This is a genomic window from Streptomyces sp. CA189 (assembly GCF_056428985.1).
The window spans coordinates 1-16,105 of the sequence record NZ_JBWJVM010000076.1; the positions used below are offsets into that span (position 1 = coordinate 1).

General features: G+C 70.6%; 13 protein-coding genes. 8 read left to right on the forward strand and 5 right to left on the reverse strand.

The window, feature by feature from the left end; translation table 11 throughout:
- Positions 1–171 precede the first annotated feature (171 nt).
- A complete protein-coding gene (locus AC061S_RS36020) occupies positions 172–939 on the reverse strand; it encodes a hypothetical protein (RefSeq protein ID WP_478690095.1) in 768 nt (255 codons plus the stop codon).
- A gap of 70 nt (positions 940–1,009) precedes the next feature.
- Between AC061S_RS36020 and AC061S_RS36025 the strand changes: the two genes are divergently transcribed.
- The 3 genes from AC061S_RS36025 (at position 1,010) to AC061S_RS36035 (ending at position 5,914) form a co-directional block, all read left to right on the forward strand.
- Positions 1,010–1,831, forward strand: a complete 822-nt coding sequence (locus AC061S_RS36025; RefSeq protein ID WP_478690096.1) for an adenosylcobinamide-GDP ribazoletransferase — start codon at positions 1,010–1,012, stop codon at positions 1,829–1,831.
- A 26-nt stretch (positions 1,832–1,857) separates the two neighbouring features.
- Positions 1,858–2,574, forward strand: a complete 717-nt coding sequence (locus AC061S_RS36030) for a response regulator (RefSeq protein ID WP_478690097.1) — start codon at positions 1,858–1,860, stop codon at positions 2,572–2,574.
- Between the two features lie 208 nt (positions 2,575–2,782).
- The gene (locus AC061S_RS36035; protein ID WP_478690098.1) at positions 2,783–5,914 is read left to right on the forward strand and encodes an efflux RND transporter permease subunit; all 3,132 of its coding nucleotides are present in this window, start codon (positions 2,783–2,785) and stop codon (positions 5,912–5,914) included.
- Positions 5,915–5,993: 79 nt separating this feature from the next.
- Here AC061S_RS36035 and nadA read toward each other — a convergent pair whose 3' ends face one another.
- Positions 5,994–7,196, reverse strand: a complete 1,203-nt coding sequence (gene nadA / locus AC061S_RS36040; protein ID WP_478690099.1) for a quinolinate synthase NadA — start codon at positions 7,194–7,196, stop codon at positions 5,994–5,996.
- Between the two features lie 318 nt (positions 7,197–7,514).
- Here nadA and erpA point away from each other — a divergent pair, with 318 nt between their 5' ends.
- Positions 7,515–7,871 (forward strand): iron-sulfur cluster insertion protein ErpA, encoded by a 357-nt coding sequence (gene erpA, locus AC061S_RS36045; RefSeq protein ID WP_478690100.1) that lies wholly within the window; start codon positions 7,515–7,517, stop codon positions 7,869–7,871.
- 106 nt (positions 7,872–7,977) lie between these two features.
- Here the strand turns inward: erpA and AC061S_RS36050 are convergent, their stop codons facing one another.
- Together AC061S_RS36050 and AC061S_RS36055 are read right to left on the reverse strand one after the other, a co-directional pair.
- On the reverse strand, positions 7,978–9,462 hold the full coding sequence (locus tag AC061S_RS36050) for a hypothetical protein (RefSeq protein ID WP_478690101.1): 1,485 nt from the start codon (positions 9,460–9,462) through the stop codon (positions 7,978–7,980).
- A gap of 105 nt (positions 9,463–9,567) precedes the next feature.
- Positions 9,568–9,786 (reverse strand): hypothetical protein, encoded by a 219-nt coding sequence (locus AC061S_RS36055; RefSeq protein WP_478690102.1) that lies wholly within the window; start codon positions 9,784–9,786, stop codon positions 9,568–9,570.
- A 134-nt stretch (positions 9,787–9,920) separates the two neighbouring features.
- Here AC061S_RS36055 and AC061S_RS36060 point away from each other — a divergent pair, with 134 nt between their 5' ends.
- Complete coding sequence (locus AC061S_RS36060; protein ID WP_478690103.1) at positions 9,921–10,898, forward strand: carbohydrate kinase family protein; 978 nt, start codon at positions 9,921–9,923, stop codon at positions 10,896–10,898.
- Between the two features lie 322 nt (positions 10,899–11,220).
- Here the strand turns inward: AC061S_RS36060 and AC061S_RS36065 are convergent, their stop codons facing one another.
- Positions 11,221–12,603 carry an aminotransferase class V-fold PLP-dependent enzyme gene (locus tag AC061S_RS36065; RefSeq protein ID WP_478690104.1) on the reverse strand — a complete coding sequence of 461 codons (1,383 nt, stop codon included), beginning with the start codon at positions 12,601–12,603 and terminating at the stop codon, positions 11,221–11,223.
- A 290-nt stretch (positions 12,604–12,893) separates the two neighbouring features.
- On the opposite strand from AC061S_RS36065, the gene ctaC reads away from it, so the two are divergent.
- The 3 genes from ctaC to AC061S_RS36080 are packed head-to-tail and all read left to right on the forward strand — an operon-like array spanning position 12,894 to position 15,990.
- The gene (gene ctaC / locus AC061S_RS36070; protein ID WP_478690105.1) at positions 12,894–13,868 is read left to right on the forward strand and encodes an aa3-type cytochrome oxidase subunit II; all 975 of its coding nucleotides are present in this window, start codon (positions 12,894–12,896) and stop codon (positions 13,866–13,868) included.
- Complete coding sequence (ctaD, locus tag AC061S_RS36075) at positions 13,865–15,595, forward strand: aa3-type cytochrome oxidase subunit I (protein WP_478690106.1); 1,731 nt, start codon at positions 13,865–13,867, stop codon at positions 15,593–15,595. The genes ctaC and ctaD overlap by 4 nt, the downstream gene beginning before the upstream one ends.
- Positions 15,592–15,990, forward strand: coding sequence for a cytochrome c oxidase subunit 4 (locus AC061S_RS36080; protein WP_478690107.1), 399 nt, complete (start codon positions 15,592–15,594; stop codon positions 15,988–15,990). Before ctaD ends, AC061S_RS36080 begins: the two co-directional genes overlap by 4 nt.
- Positions 15,991–16,105: the final 115 nt, after the last annotated feature.

Here is a 16,105-nt window from a genome sequence, read left to right on the forward strand (position 1 = left end):
TGAGCTGGAAGTATCCAGCCCGCTCCGCAGAGAGCTTCCTGGGCCCCTGGGGGCTCCGCACCTCACGGATCCGGAAGTCCATCGCATCCCCTGAACTGGGGTGTTGCGACAACCACTAGAACCCAAGGATGGGGACGGGCCCTCGCGCCGTCTCCGCACCGGGCCGCCGGGTCAGTGCGGCTCCTTCTCGGAGGTCTGCCGCTCCGGGTCGGGAGTACCGCCGATGAAGTTCTCGAACCGGCGCCGCGGCGAGGCCCACCGGCGGTCGTGGTGGAAGGCGCGCAGCTGGGCCTTGGCGCGGGCCTTCGGGCGGTTCGCGTAGAACTTCTTCGCGTACGGAGAACCGGGCCGGGCGAGGCGGACCGAGCCGATCAGCGCGACGAAGGGGATGACCGTGCCGAAGAACGCGGTGCGCGGTTTGCCCTTCCACAGGGCGATCAGGGCGAGGAAGAAGTTGGTCGCCGTGTTCATGGCGACCAGGCCGCGGTTGTGCCGCTCGTCCTCGGTGAGGTCGTTGACCCCGAACGGCAGGAAACCGCCCAGCACCAGCGCCACGACCGCCGCCGTCAGGACCACGATCTCCACGCTCTTGCGCCCCTGCTCGCTCCAGTAGACGTCGTCCAGGTGCAGGATCAGCGCGAACTCGTCCAGCACCAGCCCCGCGCCCAGCCCGAAGATCACGGCCGACAGCCCCGCCCCGAAGCTGTGCCGGGCGCTGCCGATCGCACCGAAGCCGCCGATGATCACGAGGATCACGCCCGGGACCACGTGGTGGATGTGCATCCCGCCCGGCGTGACGTTCTTGAAGGGCCCGCGCCCCGCCCGGATCATCCGGGTGATCACGCGGGTGACCAGGAAGGACAGCACGAAGGCGACCAGCGCGAGGAGCAGCGGGAGCTTCCCCGGCTCCACAATGTTGCGATACCACCAGTGACCCATGCCACCACCTTCCGGTTTGGGGCGTTATGGGTAACTTACCGGTCCCGTCGAGCGGGTAGCGTTCGCGCCGATGACAGATTCGTACGACGGCCCGCCCCTGACCCCGCCCCCGGACCGGGCCTCGCTGCTCGACGGGGTCCGCTTCGCCTTCGGCACGCTCACCGTGCTGCCCGCGCGCATCACCCGCTGGGACCGTCCCGCCGCCCGCACCGGCATGGCCTGCGCCCCGCTCGCCGGGCTCGTCGTGGGGCTCCTCTCGGCCGTGCCCGGGGTGCTCCTGCTGCTGTGCGGCGGCGGCCCGCTGCTCGCCGCGGCCGTCACCGTCGCCGTACCGGCGGCCCTGACCCGCGCCCTGCACCTGGACGGCCTCGCCGACACGGTGGACGGACTGGGCAGCGCCAAGCCGGCCGACGCCGCGCTGCGCATCATGAAGCAGTCCGACATCGGCCCCTTCGGGGTGGTGGCGCTGGTGTTCGTGCTGCTGGTCCAGGTCGCGGCGCTGGCGAACGTGTACGCCGACAGCTGGACCCGGGGTGCGCTGGCCGCCGTGGTCGCCGCCGTCGCCGCCCGGCTCGCCATGACCCTGGCCTCCCGCGACGGCGTCCCTCCGGCCCGCCCCGAGGGGCTGGGCGCGGCGGTCGCCGGAGTGGTCCCCGGCGGCGCCGCCGCCGCGGTCGCCGCGCTGGTGGTGGTCCTGTCCGCCGCCGCCGCGCTGCCGCTGGGCCTGCCGGCCGCCGCGCAGCACGCGGCGGCGGTCCTGGCCGCCCTACTGGCGGCGGAGGCCCTGCTCCGCCGCTGCGTACGCCGCTTCGACGGGGTCACGGGCGACGTGTTCGGAGCCCTGGCCGAGGTCTCGGCGACGACGGCCCTGGTGGTACTGGCCCTGGGCTAGGGCCTGGGACGACGTAGGGTCAGGGCGTGGAAACGACCCCGAACCAGGCCCCGACGCCCATCCGGGTGCTCCTCGCCGACGACCAGGCCCTGCTGCGCAGCGCGTTCAAGGTGCTCGTCGACTCCGAGGCCGACATGTGCGTGGTCGGGGAGGCCTCCGACGGGGCGCAGGCCTTCGAGCTGGCGCGCACGGAGCGGCCCGACGTCGTGCTCATGGACATCCGGATGCCCGGCACCGACGGCCTCGCCGCCACCCGGCTGATCAGCGCCGACCCCGAACTGGCCGCGGTGCGCGTGGTGATGCTGACGACCTTCGAGGTGGACGAGTACGTGGCGGCGGCCCTGCGGGCGGGCGCCTCCGGGTTCCTCGGCAAGGGCGCCGAGCCCGAGGAACTGCTCAACGCCATCCGCGTCGCGGCGGCCGGCGACGCGCTGCTCTCCCCGGCCGCCACCAAGGGGCTCATCGCCACCTTCCTCGCGCAGGGCGGCGGCGCCGGCGACACCCCCGCCGCGGGCGCCGACCACGTACAGCGCCTCGCCGCGCTGACCGTCCGCGAGCGCGAGGTCCTCGTACTCGTGGCGGCGGGCCTGTCCAACGACGAGATCGCCCGCCGGCTGGAAGTCAGCCCGCTCACCGTCAAGACCCACGTGAACCGCGCCATGTCCAAGCTCGGCGCCCGCGACCGGGCGCAATTGGTGGTCATCGCCTACGAATCGGGACTAGTCCGGCCCAGGGCCGACTAGTTCGGAGGCGTTTCGGAGGAGTTCGGAGCAGTTCGGAGTAGCCCCGCCTACTGCGGACGCGGTATGCCCCGGATAAGGACGGGACCTGGGGCCGACGTGGCCGTGCCCCTGTGCGGGAGAGGCTGAGGGAGCCCGCGCGTGCCCGACGGCACGGCCCCGTCATGCCTCGTAGACGTCACCGCGTCCCTGCAGAGAGATCCCCATAGCCATGTTCCGGCTGTCCCGCTTCAGCCTCGCCCAAAGGGCGCTGATCGGCCTCGTGTCGCTCGTCGCGCTCCTCTTCGGCGCCATTGCCATCCCGCAGCTCAAGCAGCAGCTGCTGCCCTCCATCGACCTGCCGATGGTGTCCGTGCTCGCGCCGTACCAGGGCGCCTCGCCCGACGTGGTGGAGAAGCAGGTCGTCGAACCGATCGAAGCCATGCTCAAGGGCGTCGACGGCATCACCGGCATCACCTCCACCGCCAGCGAGGGCAACGCCCTCATCATGGCGACCTTCGACTACGGCGACGACGGCACCAAGCAGCTCGTCGCCGACGTCCAGCAGGCCGTCAACCGGGCCCGCGTACGGCTGCCCGCCGAGGTGGACCCGCAGGTGATCGCCGGTTCCACCGACGACATGCCGACCGTGGTCCTCGCCGTCACCTCCGACAAGGACCAGCAGGCGCTGGCCGACCAGCTGAACAAGTCGGTGGTCCCCGCGCTGGAGGACATCGCGGGCGTCGGCCAGGTCACCGTCGACGGGGTCCAGGACGTCCAGGTCACCGTCACCCCCGACAACGCCAAGCTCGCCGCCGCCGGCCTCGACGGAGCGGCCCTGGCCCAGGGCCTCCAGGCGGGCGGCGCCACCATCCCCGCCGGCTCCTTCGACGAGGGGGGCAAGAACCGCACCGTGCGCGTCGGTTCGGGCTACACCTCGCTCGCCCAGCTGGAGGACCTGCGCCTCACCGCCGGACCGGGCAAGCCCGCCGTCCGCCTCGGCGACGTGGCGAGCGTGAAGCAGGAGCCCGCCAAGGCCGACTCCCTCACCCGCACCAACGGCAAGCCCAGCCTCGCCCTGGTCCTCACCATGGACAAGGACGGCAGCGCCGTCGCCATCTCGGACGCGGTCAAGGACAAGCTGCCCGAGCTCCGCTCCACCCTCGGCTCCGGCGCCGACCTGACCGTGGTCAGCGACCAGGGCCCGGCCGTCGCCAAGTCCATCTCGGGCCTGACCACCGAGGGCCTGCTCGGCCTGGTCTTCGCGGTCGTCGTGATCCTGGTCTTCCTCGGCTCGCTGCGCTCGACGCTGGTCACCGCGGTCTCCATCCCGCTGTCCGTCGTCCTCGCGCTGATCGTGCTGTGGACCCGCGACCTCTCCCTCAACATGCTGACGCTGGGCGCGCTCACCATCGCCATCGGCCGGGTCGTCGACGACTCGATCGTGGTCCTGGAGAACATCAAGCGCCACCTCGGCTACGGCGAGGAGCGCCGGCACGCGATCATCACCGCGGTCAAGGAGGTGGCCGGCGCGGTCACCTCCTCCACGCTCACCACCGTCGCCGTCTTCCTGCCGATCGCCTTCGTCGGCGGCATGGTCGGCCAGTTCTTCGGCCCGTTCTCCATCACCGTCACCGCGGCCCTGCTGGCCTCGCTGCTCGTCTCCCTGACGGTCGTGCCGGTGCTCTCGTACTGGTTCCTGCGCGCGCCGAAGGGCGTCGTGGAGGGGGACGCCGCGAGCATCGAGAAGGCCCGCCGCGAGGCCGAGGAGAAGGAGTCCCGCAGCAAGCTCCAGCAGTTCTATGTACGGGCGCTGGACCTCGTCACCCGCCGCCGGCTCGCCACCGTGGCCGTCGCCGTCGTGGTGCTCGTCGCGACGCTGGGCATGACCCCGCTGCTCAAGACGAACTTCTTCGACCAGGGTGAGCAGGAAGTCCTGAGCATCAAGCAGCAGTTGGCGCCCGGCACCTCGCTGGTCGCCGCCGACGAGGCGAGCCGCAAGGTCGAGAAGGTCCTCTCCGAGACCGACGGGGTCAAGGACTACCAGGTCACCGTCGGCTCCTCCGGCTTCATGGCCGCCTTCGGCGGCGGTACGGGCTCCAACCAGGCCTCGTACCAGGTCACGCTGGAGAGCTCGGACAAGACCGAGTCCGCCAAGAAGGACATCGAGACCGCCCTCAAGGGGATCGAGGGCATCGGCGAGACCACCATCGCGGCCGGCGACGGCTTCGGCAGCCAGAACCTCAGCGTCGTCGTCAAGGCCGGTGACGGGGCCGTCCTCGCCCAGGCCGCCGAGCAGGTCCGCGCCGAGGTGGCGAAGATCGAGGACGTCACCGACGTCCAGAGCGACCTGTCCCAGTCCGTGCCCCGGATCTCGGTCACCGCCACCCCCAAGGCGGCGGAGTTCGGCCTGAACCAGGCCGCGCTCGGCGCCATCGTCGGCCAGGCCGTACGCGGCAACCCGGCGGGCAAGGCCGTACTGGACGACACCGAGCGGGACATCGTCATCAAGTCCGCGCAGCCGGCCGCCACCCTGGCCGAGCTGCAGGCGCTGCCGGTCGGCCCGGTCAGGCTCGGCGACATCGCCGAGGTCAAGGAGGTCCCCGGGCCCGTCGCGATGACCCGGATCGACGGCGCCCGCGCCGCGACCATCAGTGCGAAGCCGATCGGCGACAACACCGGCGCCGTCAGCTCCACCCTGCAGTCGAAGATCAAGGCCCTGGACCTGCCCGCGGGCGCCACGGCCTCCATCGGCGGCGTCGGGGAGGACCAGAGCGAGGCCTTCGCCCAGCTGGGCCTGGCCATGCTCGCGGCCATCGCGCTCGTGTTCATGCTGCTGGTCGCGACGTTCCGCTCGCTGGTCCAGCCGCTGATCCTGCTGGTCTCCATCCCGTTCGCCGCGACCGGCGCGCTCGGCCTGCTCCTGGTCACCGGCACCCCGCTCGGCGTCCCGGCACTGATCGGCATGCTGATGCTCATCGGCATCGTCGTGACCAACGCGATCGTCCTGATCGACCTGGTCAACCAGTACCGGGCCCAGGGCTACGGCGTGATCGAGGCGGTCGTCGAGGGCGGCCGCCACCGGCTGCGCCCGATCCTCATGACGGCACTGGCGACGATCTTCGCGCTGCTCCCGATGGCGCTGGGCGTCACCGGCGAGGGCGGCTTCATCTCGCAGCCGCTCGCGGTGGTCGTCATCGGCGGCCTGATCAGCTCCACCCTGCTCACCCTCCTCCTGGTGCCGACCCTCTACACGATGCTGGAGCTCCGCAAGGAGCGCCGCAGCGCGAAGAAGACGGCCCGCCTGACCGTGGTCCCGGCCCCGGCCGCCCCGGCGGACGAGGAGAGCCCGGTCAAGGTCTGAGACCCGTACGGGCGCACACGCCGAAGGGCCGCTCCTCACAGGAGGAGCGGCCCTTCGGCCGTTGCTGCTGCCGGCCGGGCTACGGAAGCGCGAGCATCCGCTCCAGGGCGAGCTTGGCGAAGTCCGCGGTCTCCTTGTCGACCTGGATCTGGTTGACGAGGTTGCCCTCGGCCAGGGACTCCAGGGTCCACACCAGGTGGGGGAGGTCGATGCGGTTCATGGTCGAGCAGAAGCAGACCGTCTTGTCGAGGAAGACGACCTCCTTGTCCTCCGTGGCGAAACGGTTCGCCAGACGCTGGACGAGGTTCAGCTCGGTGCCGATGGCCCACTTGGAGCCGGCCGGGGCCGCCTCCAGCGCCTTGATGATGTACTCGGTGGAGCCGACGTAGTCCGCGGCCGCCACGACCTCGTGCTTGCACTCGGGGTGGACCAGGACGTTCACGCCGGGGATGCGGGCGCGCACGTCGTTGACCGAGTCGACCGAGAACCGGCCGTGCACCGAGCAGTGACCGCGCCACAGGATCATCTTGGCGTTGCGGAGCTGCTCGACGGTCAGGCCGCCGTTCGGCTTGTGCGGGTTGTACAACACGCAGTCGTCCACGGACATGCCCATGTCGCGGACGGCGGTGTTGCGGCCCAGGTGCTGGTCCGGGAGGAACAGCACCTTCTCCCCCTGCTCGAACGCCCACTCCAGGGCCTTCTTGGCGTTGGACGAGGTACAGATCGTGCCGCCGTGCTTGCCGGTGAAGGCCTTGATGTCGGCCGAGGAGTTCATGTACGAGACGGGGACCGTGGCTCCGGCGATACCGGCCTCGGTCAGCACGTCCCAGCACTCCGCGACCTGCTCGGCGGTGGCCATGTCGGCCATCGAGCAGCCCGCGGCCAGGTCCGGCAGGACCACCTTCTGGTCGTCCGAGGTGAGGATGTCCGCGGACTCGGCCATGAAGTGGACGCCGCAGAAGACGATGTACTCGGCCTCCGGCCTGGCGGCCGCGTCCTTGGCGAGCTTGAAGGAGTCGCCGGTGACGTCGGCGAACTCGATGACCTCGTCACGCTGGTAGTGGTGGCCGAGGATGAAGACCTTGTCCCCGAGCTTCTCCTTGGCGGCGCGGGCGCGCGCCACGAGGTTCGGGTCCGACGGCGAGGGCAGGTCGCCGGGGCACTCCACCCCGCGCTCGCTCTTGGGGTCGGCCTCGCGGCCGAGCAGCAGCAAGGCGAGGGGCGTCGGCTGGACGTCCAAAGGCTGGTTGTCCAAAGGCTGGGCGGTGGTCACGACACGCACCCTTTCTGTTCTGCGACAAGGGACTTCTGAAGCCACTCTGAAGCCTTCGCTTCGACTTCTCGTCTATTTGACGTTATCTATCATAACTGCTTCACGTCACTTTGACGATGCCGATAGTGTCGATGTGACGAATTCGCCCGCCCGGCACGGGGACCTCACGGGGACCCACCACCGCGCGGGTGTGTGCGAGCATGGAATTTCTGAAAGACGCGTCGGGTCCCGGAATGAATCCGCGGTCCCGCTCGTTGCCACCGACGGCAAGAGTCCGACGTTTCCCCGCCTTGGGTGGGGAGCCGCCCACTTCGGGAGTGAATGCAGATGTCCGTACAGGACGAAAAGACCACCGTGAGCGACGGCATCCTCCTGTCCGACGCCGCCGCCGAGAAGGTCAGGACCCTGCTGACGCAGGAAGGCCGCGATGACCTGGCGCTGCGCGTCGCCGTCCAGCCCGGCGGCTGCTCCGGCCTGCGCTACCAGCTCTTCTTCGACGAGCGCTCCCTCGACGGCGACGTCGTGAAGGACTTCGACGGTGTGAAGGTCGTCACCGACCGGATGAGCTCCCCGTACCTGCACGGTGCGTCCATCGACTTCGTCGACACCATCGAGAAGCAGGGCTTCACGATCGACAACCCGAACGCCACGGGCTCCTGCGCCTGCGGCGACTCCTTCAGCTAAGCCCGGGCTGCCCGGCTGGTTCACAGCCCGGTTGAGCTCGTAGGACCACGAGAGGGGCCGGCCGGGGGACTTCGGGGGGCGGGCCCCTCTCGTCACGTCCCGGCGCCTACTGGCGGGGGACCGCCTTGCCCGTGGTCGCGTCGATCACCTTGCGGTCGCCGAGCGGCTGCTGGAGCGAGGCCGTCACCGTCATCTCCTGCGCCAGCATGATGCAGGCCTGCCCCGGAGCGTTCGGGGTGTCCGTGATCTTCACCATCACCGACTCCGGCTGCTCGCGGACCTCCAGGGCGTACGTGCTGCACACCCCGCCCCAGAAGTTCACGGTCAGCGTCCGGTCGGCCGAGGAGTACGAGAACCCGGGCACGGTCTGTCCCTTCGCGGGCGGGTCGACCGGGGTGGGCAGGTCGACCGGGGGAGTCTCCTCCGTCAGGGCCGCCGGCTGGGCCACCGTGTGGCCGGGGCCGCCGCCCTTGCCCGCCACCTCGAACAGCCAGGCCGGCACCAGGCCGCGGGCCCCGTCGACGGTGCCCGGGACCAGCCCGAGCTCGGCGCCCCGCACCGACTCCGTCCGCGGCGGCTTCATCGGCCGGGGCTCCGGGTTGCACGGGAGCGTGTCCGTGGCCCCGTCCGGGGCGTCCGGAGTCAGCGGGACGCTCGTGGCGCAGCCGCTCGGGTCCGGGCCCGTACCGTCGGAGCCCCGGGCCTTGTCGTTCAGCCGGGCCAGCGCGTCCACGGCGCCGATCACCGGCTGCTCGGCGGCCCGCACCGGAACCTTCAGCTCGCCGCTGCCCGACACCACCCGGGAGTCCGTCCCGACGCCGATCCGGGTGGACCAGCCCTGCGTGGGCAGGCCCCCGATCACCGGGTCGGCCGTCACCAGGCGTACGGAGCCCTGGGCGATCCGGGCGTCGAGCGCGGCCGCGCCCTGGCCCACGGCCGCCAGCACGGGCGCGGCGGCGGCCTTGGCGGCCTCCTCGGAGACGGGCGTCCCGGCGGCGGCGCCATGCTCCCCGCCCAGGTCCTGGGGGAGGGTGGCCGGTCCGCAGGTGTCCTTGCCGCGCACACAGTCGTCCCCCGTGCCGCCGACCTGGAAGCGGGAGAAGTTCCAGGTCCCCGGGGCCTTGAGGTTCACCGTGAGTCGGGGCCCGGAGCCGTCCGCGGTCTCCCCGGCCTGCCAGGTCTGCCCGGCGAGCCGGGGCGCGCCGGAGATCCCGAGCGCCGTCGCGAGCCGCGCCACCTCGGCGGCGGTCACCTCACCGCTCGCCGTGAACGCCGGCGCCGTGGCCGGGCCGTCCGGGAGCCGGACGTCGGCGGTGTACGTGACCCCGCCGCCGGAGGGGTCGGGCTCGCCGGGGGCGATGCCGGGCCCGGGCGGAGTGGGCAGCGCGCGGGGCGCGGAGGCCGCGCTGTCACCCGTACGGCCCTCGCCGTGGGCGGTCGACGCCCAGTACGCGGTGCCGCCGCCGGTGAGCAGGACGGCGGCCGCGATCGAACCGACGACCCAGGCCGGCCGCCGTCGGGTGGCACGTGATGCCTCAGGTGTGCCGGGTGCCTCGGCTGCCCCGGTTGCCTCGGGTTGTTCGCTGGTCACCGCATCGCTCCTTTGCCCGTCCCGCATGGGGTGATGCGGGTGTGACGGAACAGACGCGGATCCGGTTCCGCCGGGGCCGGACCTGCAAGATCCGAAAGAGACGGCCTAGTAGCCGTAGACCGCCGTGGCGGCGATGAGCCGGGCCGAGGCCGCCGGGACGCGGATCCCGTTGATCTGGGAGGGGCTCACTCGATCCGGTCGGAGATCGGCGGGAACCGGCCAATGTGGGGCCATCCGGGCGCAGTCGCCCAGCAGCTGTTCGAACTCGGTGCCCGCCGCGTTCTGGGCGGGCCGGGCGTGCCCGAAGCCATCCGTGTAGGTCATGCGGGCACGGTAGGCACGGTACCGCGAGCGAAGAAAGACCTACTACGGGGTAGTTTCTGCCGGTCGGCCGAGGGGCCCGCCGACCGGGTAGTTTTGATTGTCCCCATGCCGTCCCCCGCAGGAGCGTCCACGCCGTGCGTATCGCAGTCACCGGCTCCATCGCCACCGACCACCTCATGACCTTCCCCGGCCGCTTCGCCGACCAGTTCGTCGCGGACCAGCTGCACACGGTCTCCCTCTCCTTCCTCGTCGACAACCTCGACGTACGGCGCGGCGGCGTCGGCCCGAACATCTGCTTCGGCATGGGGCAGCTCGGCGCCCGGCCGATCCTCGTCGGAGCGGCCGGCTCCGACTTCGACGAGTACCGCGCCTGGCTCGACCGGCACGGCGTCGACACCCAGTCCGTGCGGATCTCCGAGGTCCTGCACACCGCGCGCTTCGTCTGCACGACGGACGCCGACCACAACCAGATCGGCTCCTTCTACACGGGCGCGATGAGCGAGGCCCGCCTGATCGAGCTCAAGTCGGTCGCGGACCGCGTCGGCGGCCTGGACCTCGTCCTGATCGGCGCGGACGACCCCGAGGCGATGCTGCGCCACACGGAGGAGTGCCGTACGCGGGCGATCCCCTTCGCCGCGGACTTCTCGCAGCAGATCGCCCGGATGGACGGCGACAACATCCGCACCCTGATGGAGGGCGCGACGTACCTCTTCTCGAACGAGTACGAGAAGGGCCTCATCGAGGCGAAGTCCGGCTGGACCGACGCGGAGATCCTGGCGAAGGTCGGCACCCGGGTCACCACGCTCGGCTCGAACGGCGTCCGCATCGACCGGGTCGGCCACGACCCGATCGTGGTCGGCTGCCCGGAGGAGAACGCGAAGGTCGACCCGACGGGCGTCGGCGACGCGTTCCGCGCGGGCTTTCTGACCGGTCTGGGCTGGGGCGTCGGCCTGGAGCGGGCCGCGCAGGTCGGCTGCATGCTGGCCACGCTCGTCATCGAGACCCTGGGCACCCAGGAGTACACCCTGGGCCGCGCCCACTTCATGGAGCGCTTCACGAAGGCCTACGGCGACGAGGCGGCGGCCGAAGTCCAGGCCCACCTCCCGGCGTAGCCCCTCGCGGCGCTGGGCGGCACGACCGTCTGTGGGCGGGTGCGGGTGGTTCGGCCCTGCGGGGCGGAAGTCCCCTACCCGCCCTTCGCCCGTTTCCCGGGCTCCGCCCGGACCCCCTGGGGCTCCGCCCCAGACCCCGCGCCTCAAACGCCGGCGGGGCTGAATTTTGCCGCGCAGCGGTAAATCCAGCCCGTCCGGCGTTTGAGGACCGGGTCCGGGCGGAGCCCGGGGAACGGTGGAAGGGCGGGTAGGGGACTCCGCCCCGCAGGGCCGCCCCGCCCCCCCCGGCCGCCGCAGGCCGGCTCCGCAGCCGCGACCCGGGTCAGACCGCCCGGCGGACCGTGTACGCAGTACCAAGGGGACGCGGGGCTTCGCCCACGTAGGTCTGCCCCCGCATCGCGCACCACGCCGGAATGTCCAGCCGCGCGACCTCGTCGTCCGACAGGACGGTCACCGTGCCACCCACCGGCACCCGGACAATGGCCCGGGCCAGTTCGATCACCGGCTGCGGACACCGCAGGCCGAGGGTGTCCAGCTCCAGGGATTCCGCCTCCGGATCGGAGCCCATCACCGGTTCCACCACGCCGAGTTGCTCGCGGACCCCAGCCACCAGCCCCGGCAGGACCTCCAGGAAGCCGTTGACCTCCGCCGCCGTCGTACCGGCCGGCAGGGACACCCGTACGTTCCCCTCCGACAGCACCCCCATCGCCCGCAGGACATGGGACGGCGTCAGCGTCGAGCTGGTGCACGAGGAGCCGGAGGAGACGGAGTAGCCCGCCCGGTCCAGCCCGTGGAGCAGGGTCTCGCCGTCCACGTACAGGCAGGAGAAGGTGACCAGGTGCGGGAGCCGGAGGTCGGGATGGCCCACCACCTCCACGTCCGGCACCAGGCGGGCCACCCGCCGCCGCAGCCGGTCCACCAGGATCCGCAGGCGGGCCGCCTCCGCGTCCGCCTCGGCGCGCACCGCCCGCAGGGAGGCCGCCGCGGCGACGGCCGCGGGGAGGTTGACGAAGCCGGGGGAGCGCCCCGACTCCCTTTCGTCGGCGGGGCCTTGGGGGGCGAAGCGCACTCCCTTGCGGACCGCCAGCAGGCCGACCCCGGCCGGACCGCCCCATTTGTGGGCGCTCGCGCACAGCACGGACCAGCCTCCGGGGACCGGCCCCCAGCCCAGCGACTGCGCGGCGTCCACCAGCAACGGCACCCCGGCGGCGGCGCACACCTCGGCGACCTCCGCCACGGGCTGGACGGTGCCGACCTCGTGGTTGGCCGACTGGAGGCAGGCCAGCGCGGTGGAGGGCCCCACGAGTTCCCCGTAGGAGGAGGCGGAGACCCGGCCGAACCGGTCCACCGGGACCTCCTCGACCCGCCCGCCGCCCGCCGCGTGGACCTCCGCCGCGTGCAGTACGGAACTGTGTTCCACCGCTGATACGACCAGATGCCCGCCGACGCGCCGACGCCCCGCCAGGACCCCGGCCATGCCCGAGTGAACCGCGTGCGTCCCCGAAGGAGTGAACACGAGCTCGTCGGGACGGCAGCCCACCGCCTCCGCCGCCGCCTCCCGCGCCGCGTCCAGCAGCAGCCGGGCCCGGCGCCCTTCGCGGTACAGCCGGGCCGGGTCGGCCCAGCCTTCGTCAAGGGAGGCCTGGAGTGCCTGCCGGGCCACGGGGTGCAGCGGGGCGGCGGACGCGGTGTCGAAGTACGGCATCCGGTCACGCTAACCGGCCGCCGCGCCGGCGCCGCGACAGGCCCTAGGGCCCGTCAGATGTCGTCGGGACCCCGCCATTCGGGGCCCGTTGGGCCGTCCCCCGTACGGCGGATCCATCCCTTCGGGGTCAGTAACGGCGCGTTGGGCACCCTCCCCGCGCGACCCCAAATAGCGTCCAGTAGGGTTTGGTCCGCATAAACATCCAAACCCCTGCCTGCGTCAGGGCCGGCGACCGACCCGAATGCGGCCGCGGCCGGCCGCGCGGGCCGAGACTCTCGGGAAGGCGCTACGTGAGTCCCTACGGCTCCGACCGCTCGCCGCGGCGCCCGATGCGGCGGAAGCTGCTGCAGGCGCTGACTGCGGGCGTGGTCCTGGCGACCGCCACTGGTTGCTCGTATACATGGAAAGACTTCCCCCGCCTCGGATTGCCCACCCCGGTCACTGAAGAGGCGCCTCGCATCCTCTCCCTGTGGCAGGGGTCCTGGGCGGCCGCTCTGATCACCGGCATCCTCGTGTGGGGCCTGATCATGTGGAGCGTCATCTTCCACCGGCGCAGCCGGACCAAGGTCGAGGTTCCCCCGCAGACCCGGTACAACATGCCCATCGAGGCGCTGTACACCGTGGTCCCGCTCATCATCGTCTCGGTGCTCTTCTACTTCACCGCGCGTGACGAGTCGAAGCTGCTCGCCCTCTCCGCCAAGCCGGCGCACACGATCAACGTGGTCGGCTTCCAGTGGAGCTGGGGCTTCAACTACGTCGAGGACGTCGACGGCGATGCGGCGACTCCGAAGGCGGGCGAGGTTCCCAAGGAACTCGCCGCCATTCCGGACCGCTACACCAAGGACTTCCCCGCGGGCGCCGAAGGCGTCTACACCAAGGGCGTCCCGAGCGACCGGAACGCGGAGACCGGCAACCCGGGCCCGACGCTCTGGCTGCCGAAGGGTGAGAAGGTCCGCTTCATCCTGTCGTCCAACGACGTCATCCACTCTTTCTGGGTGGTCCCCTTCCTGTTCAAGCAGGACGTCATTCCGGGGCACACCAACGTCTTCGAGGTCACCCCGACCGAAGAGGGCGTCTTCATGGGCAAGTGCGCCGAACTCTGCGGTGTCGACCACTCCCGAATGCTCTTCAACGTCAAGGTCGTCTCCCCGGAGGCGTACAAGGCGCACCTGAAGGAGCTTGCGGAGAAGGGTCAGACCGGCTTCCTCCCGGCCGGCATCCAGCAGACCGACCCGGCCCGCAATGCTGAGGTGAACCAACTGTGAGCATCCTCAATCAGCCTCAGGGTGCCGAGGCCGACTCGTACGAGAACGAGTTGCCGGTACGGGCCAAGCAGCCGGGCAATGTCGTCGTGAAGTGGTTGACCACTACCGACCACAAGACCATCGGCACGATGTACCTGCTCACGTCGTTCGTGTTCTTCCTCATCGGCGGCCTCCTGGCGCTCTTCATGCGCGCCGAGCTGGCCCGTCCGGGTACGCAGATCATGTCGAACGAGCAGTTCAACCAGGCGTTCACCATGCATGGCACGATCATGCTGCTGATGTTCGCCACCCCGCTGTTCGCGGGCTTCGCGAACTGGATCATGCCGCTGCAGATCGGCGCGCCCGACGTGGCGTTCCCGCGGCTGAACATGTTCGCGTACTGGCTGTACCTCTTCGGTTCGACCCTCGCGGTGGCCGGCTTCATCACCCCCTCGGGTGCCGCCGACTTCGGCTGGTTCGCCTACTCCCCGCTGTCGGACGCCGTCCGCTCGCCGGGCATCGGCGCCGACATGTGGATCATGGGTCTGGCCTTCTCCGGCTTCGGCACGATCCTCGGCTCGGTCAACTTCATCACCACGATCATCTGCATGCGCGCCCCCGGCATGACGATGTTCCGCATGCCGATCTTCACCTGGAACGTGCTGCTGACCGGTGTTCTGGTCCTGCTCGCCTTCCCGGTGCTGGCCGCCGCGCTCTTCGCGCTGGAGGCCGACCGGAAGTTCGGCTCGCACATCTTCGACGCGGCCAATGGCGGCGCCCTGTTGTGGCAACACCTCTTCTGGTTCTTCGGGCACCCAGAGGTGTACATCATCGCGCTGCCGTTCTTCGGAATCGTTTCCGAAATCATTCCGGTCTTCTCGCGCAAGCCGATGTTCGGTTACATCGGCCTGATCGCCGCGACGATCTCGATCGCCGGCCTTTCGGTGACCGTGTGGGCCCACCACATGTACGTCACCGGCGGTGTGCTGCTGCCGTTCTTCTCCTTCATGACGTTCCTCATCGCGGTTCCGACCGGTGTGAAGTTCTTCAACTGGATCGGCACCATGTGGAAGGGCTCGCTGTCCTTCGAGACCCCGATGCTCTGGACGATCGGCTTCCTGGTCACCTTCACCTTCGGCGGCCTGACCGGTGTCATCCTGGCCTCGCCCCCGATGGACTTCCACGTCTCCGACTCGTACTTCGTCGTCGCGCACTTCCACTACGTCGTCTTCGGCACCGTGGTCTTCGCGATGTTCGCGGGCTTCCACTTCTGGTGGCCGAAGTTCACGGGCAAGATGCTGGACGAGCGCCTCGGCAAGATCACCTTCTGGACGCTGTTCATCGGCTTCCACGGCACCTTCCTGGTGCAGCACTGGCTGGGCGCCGAGGGCATGCCGCGTCGTTACGCGGACTACCTCGCGGCGGACGGCTTCACGCTGCTGAACACCATCTCGACGATCAGCTCGTTCGTGCTGGGCCTGTCGATGCTGCCGTTCATGTACAACGTCTGGAAGACGGCGAAGTACGGCAAGAAGGTCGAGGTCGACGACCCGTGGGGCTACGGCCGTTCGCTCGAATGGGCGACGTCTTGCCCGCCGCCGCGGCACAACTTCCTCACCCTGCCGAGGATCCGGTCCGAATCCCCGGCATTCGATCTGCACCACCCCGAGATCGCGGCCCTCGACCACCTTGAGGACCACGCCGTGGCCGCCAAGGCCGTCGCTGGTGGCAAGGAGGCCGGCAAGTGAAGATCCAGGGCAGGATGTTCCTGTGGCTCGCCGCCTTCATCCTGATCATGACCGTCGTGTACGGCGTGTGGTCGAAGGAGCCGGTCGGCACCACCGCGCTCGCACTGGCCTTCGGCCTGAGCGCCATGATCGGCTACTACCTGGCCTTCACGGCCGCGCGCGTGGACGAGATGGCCCAGGACAACCTGGAGGCCGACGTCGCCGACGAGGCGGGCGAGCTGGGGTTCTTCTCCCCGCACAGCTGGCAGCCGCTCTCGCTGGCCATCGGTGGCCTCTTCGCCTTCATGGGCGTCGTCTTCGGCTGGTGGCTGATGTACTTCTCGGCGCCGCTGATCCTGGTCGGTCTGTGGGGCTGGGTGTACGAGTACTACCGCGGCGAGAACCAGAACCAGTAGCCGCACCCGCGCCACTGCTTCCCGCAGCGGCCACAGCGTGAGACCAGGGGCCCGGACACCTCCAATGGAGGAGTCCGGGCCCCTCGTTTGCAGTCACCCCGCGCGCCGTAATTGT

Coding starts and splice junctions, on each gene's coding strand:
- AC061S_RS36055 (WP_478690102.1), bottom strand. CDS start 9,786: ATGACCTACACGGATGGCTTCGGGCACGCCCGGCCCGCCCAGAACGCG.
- AC061S_RS36035 (WP_478690098.1), top strand. CDS start 2,783: ATGTTCCGGCTGTCCCGCTTCAGCCTCGCCCAAAGGGCGCTGATCGGC.
- erpA (WP_478690100.1), top strand. CDS start 7,515: ATGTCCGTACAGGACGAAAAGACCACCGTGAGCGACGGCATCCTCCTG.
- AC061S_RS36025 (WP_478690096.1), top strand. CDS start 1,010: ATGACAGATTCGTACGACGGCCCGCCCCTGACCCCGCCCCCGGACCGG.
- AC061S_RS36020 (WP_478690095.1), bottom strand. CDS start 939: ATGGGTCACTGGTGGTATCGCAACATTGTGGAGCCGGGGAAGCTCCCG.
- AC061S_RS36065 (WP_478690104.1), bottom strand. CDS start 12,603: ATGCCGTACTTCGACACCGCGTCCGCCGCCCCGCTGCACCCCGTGGCC.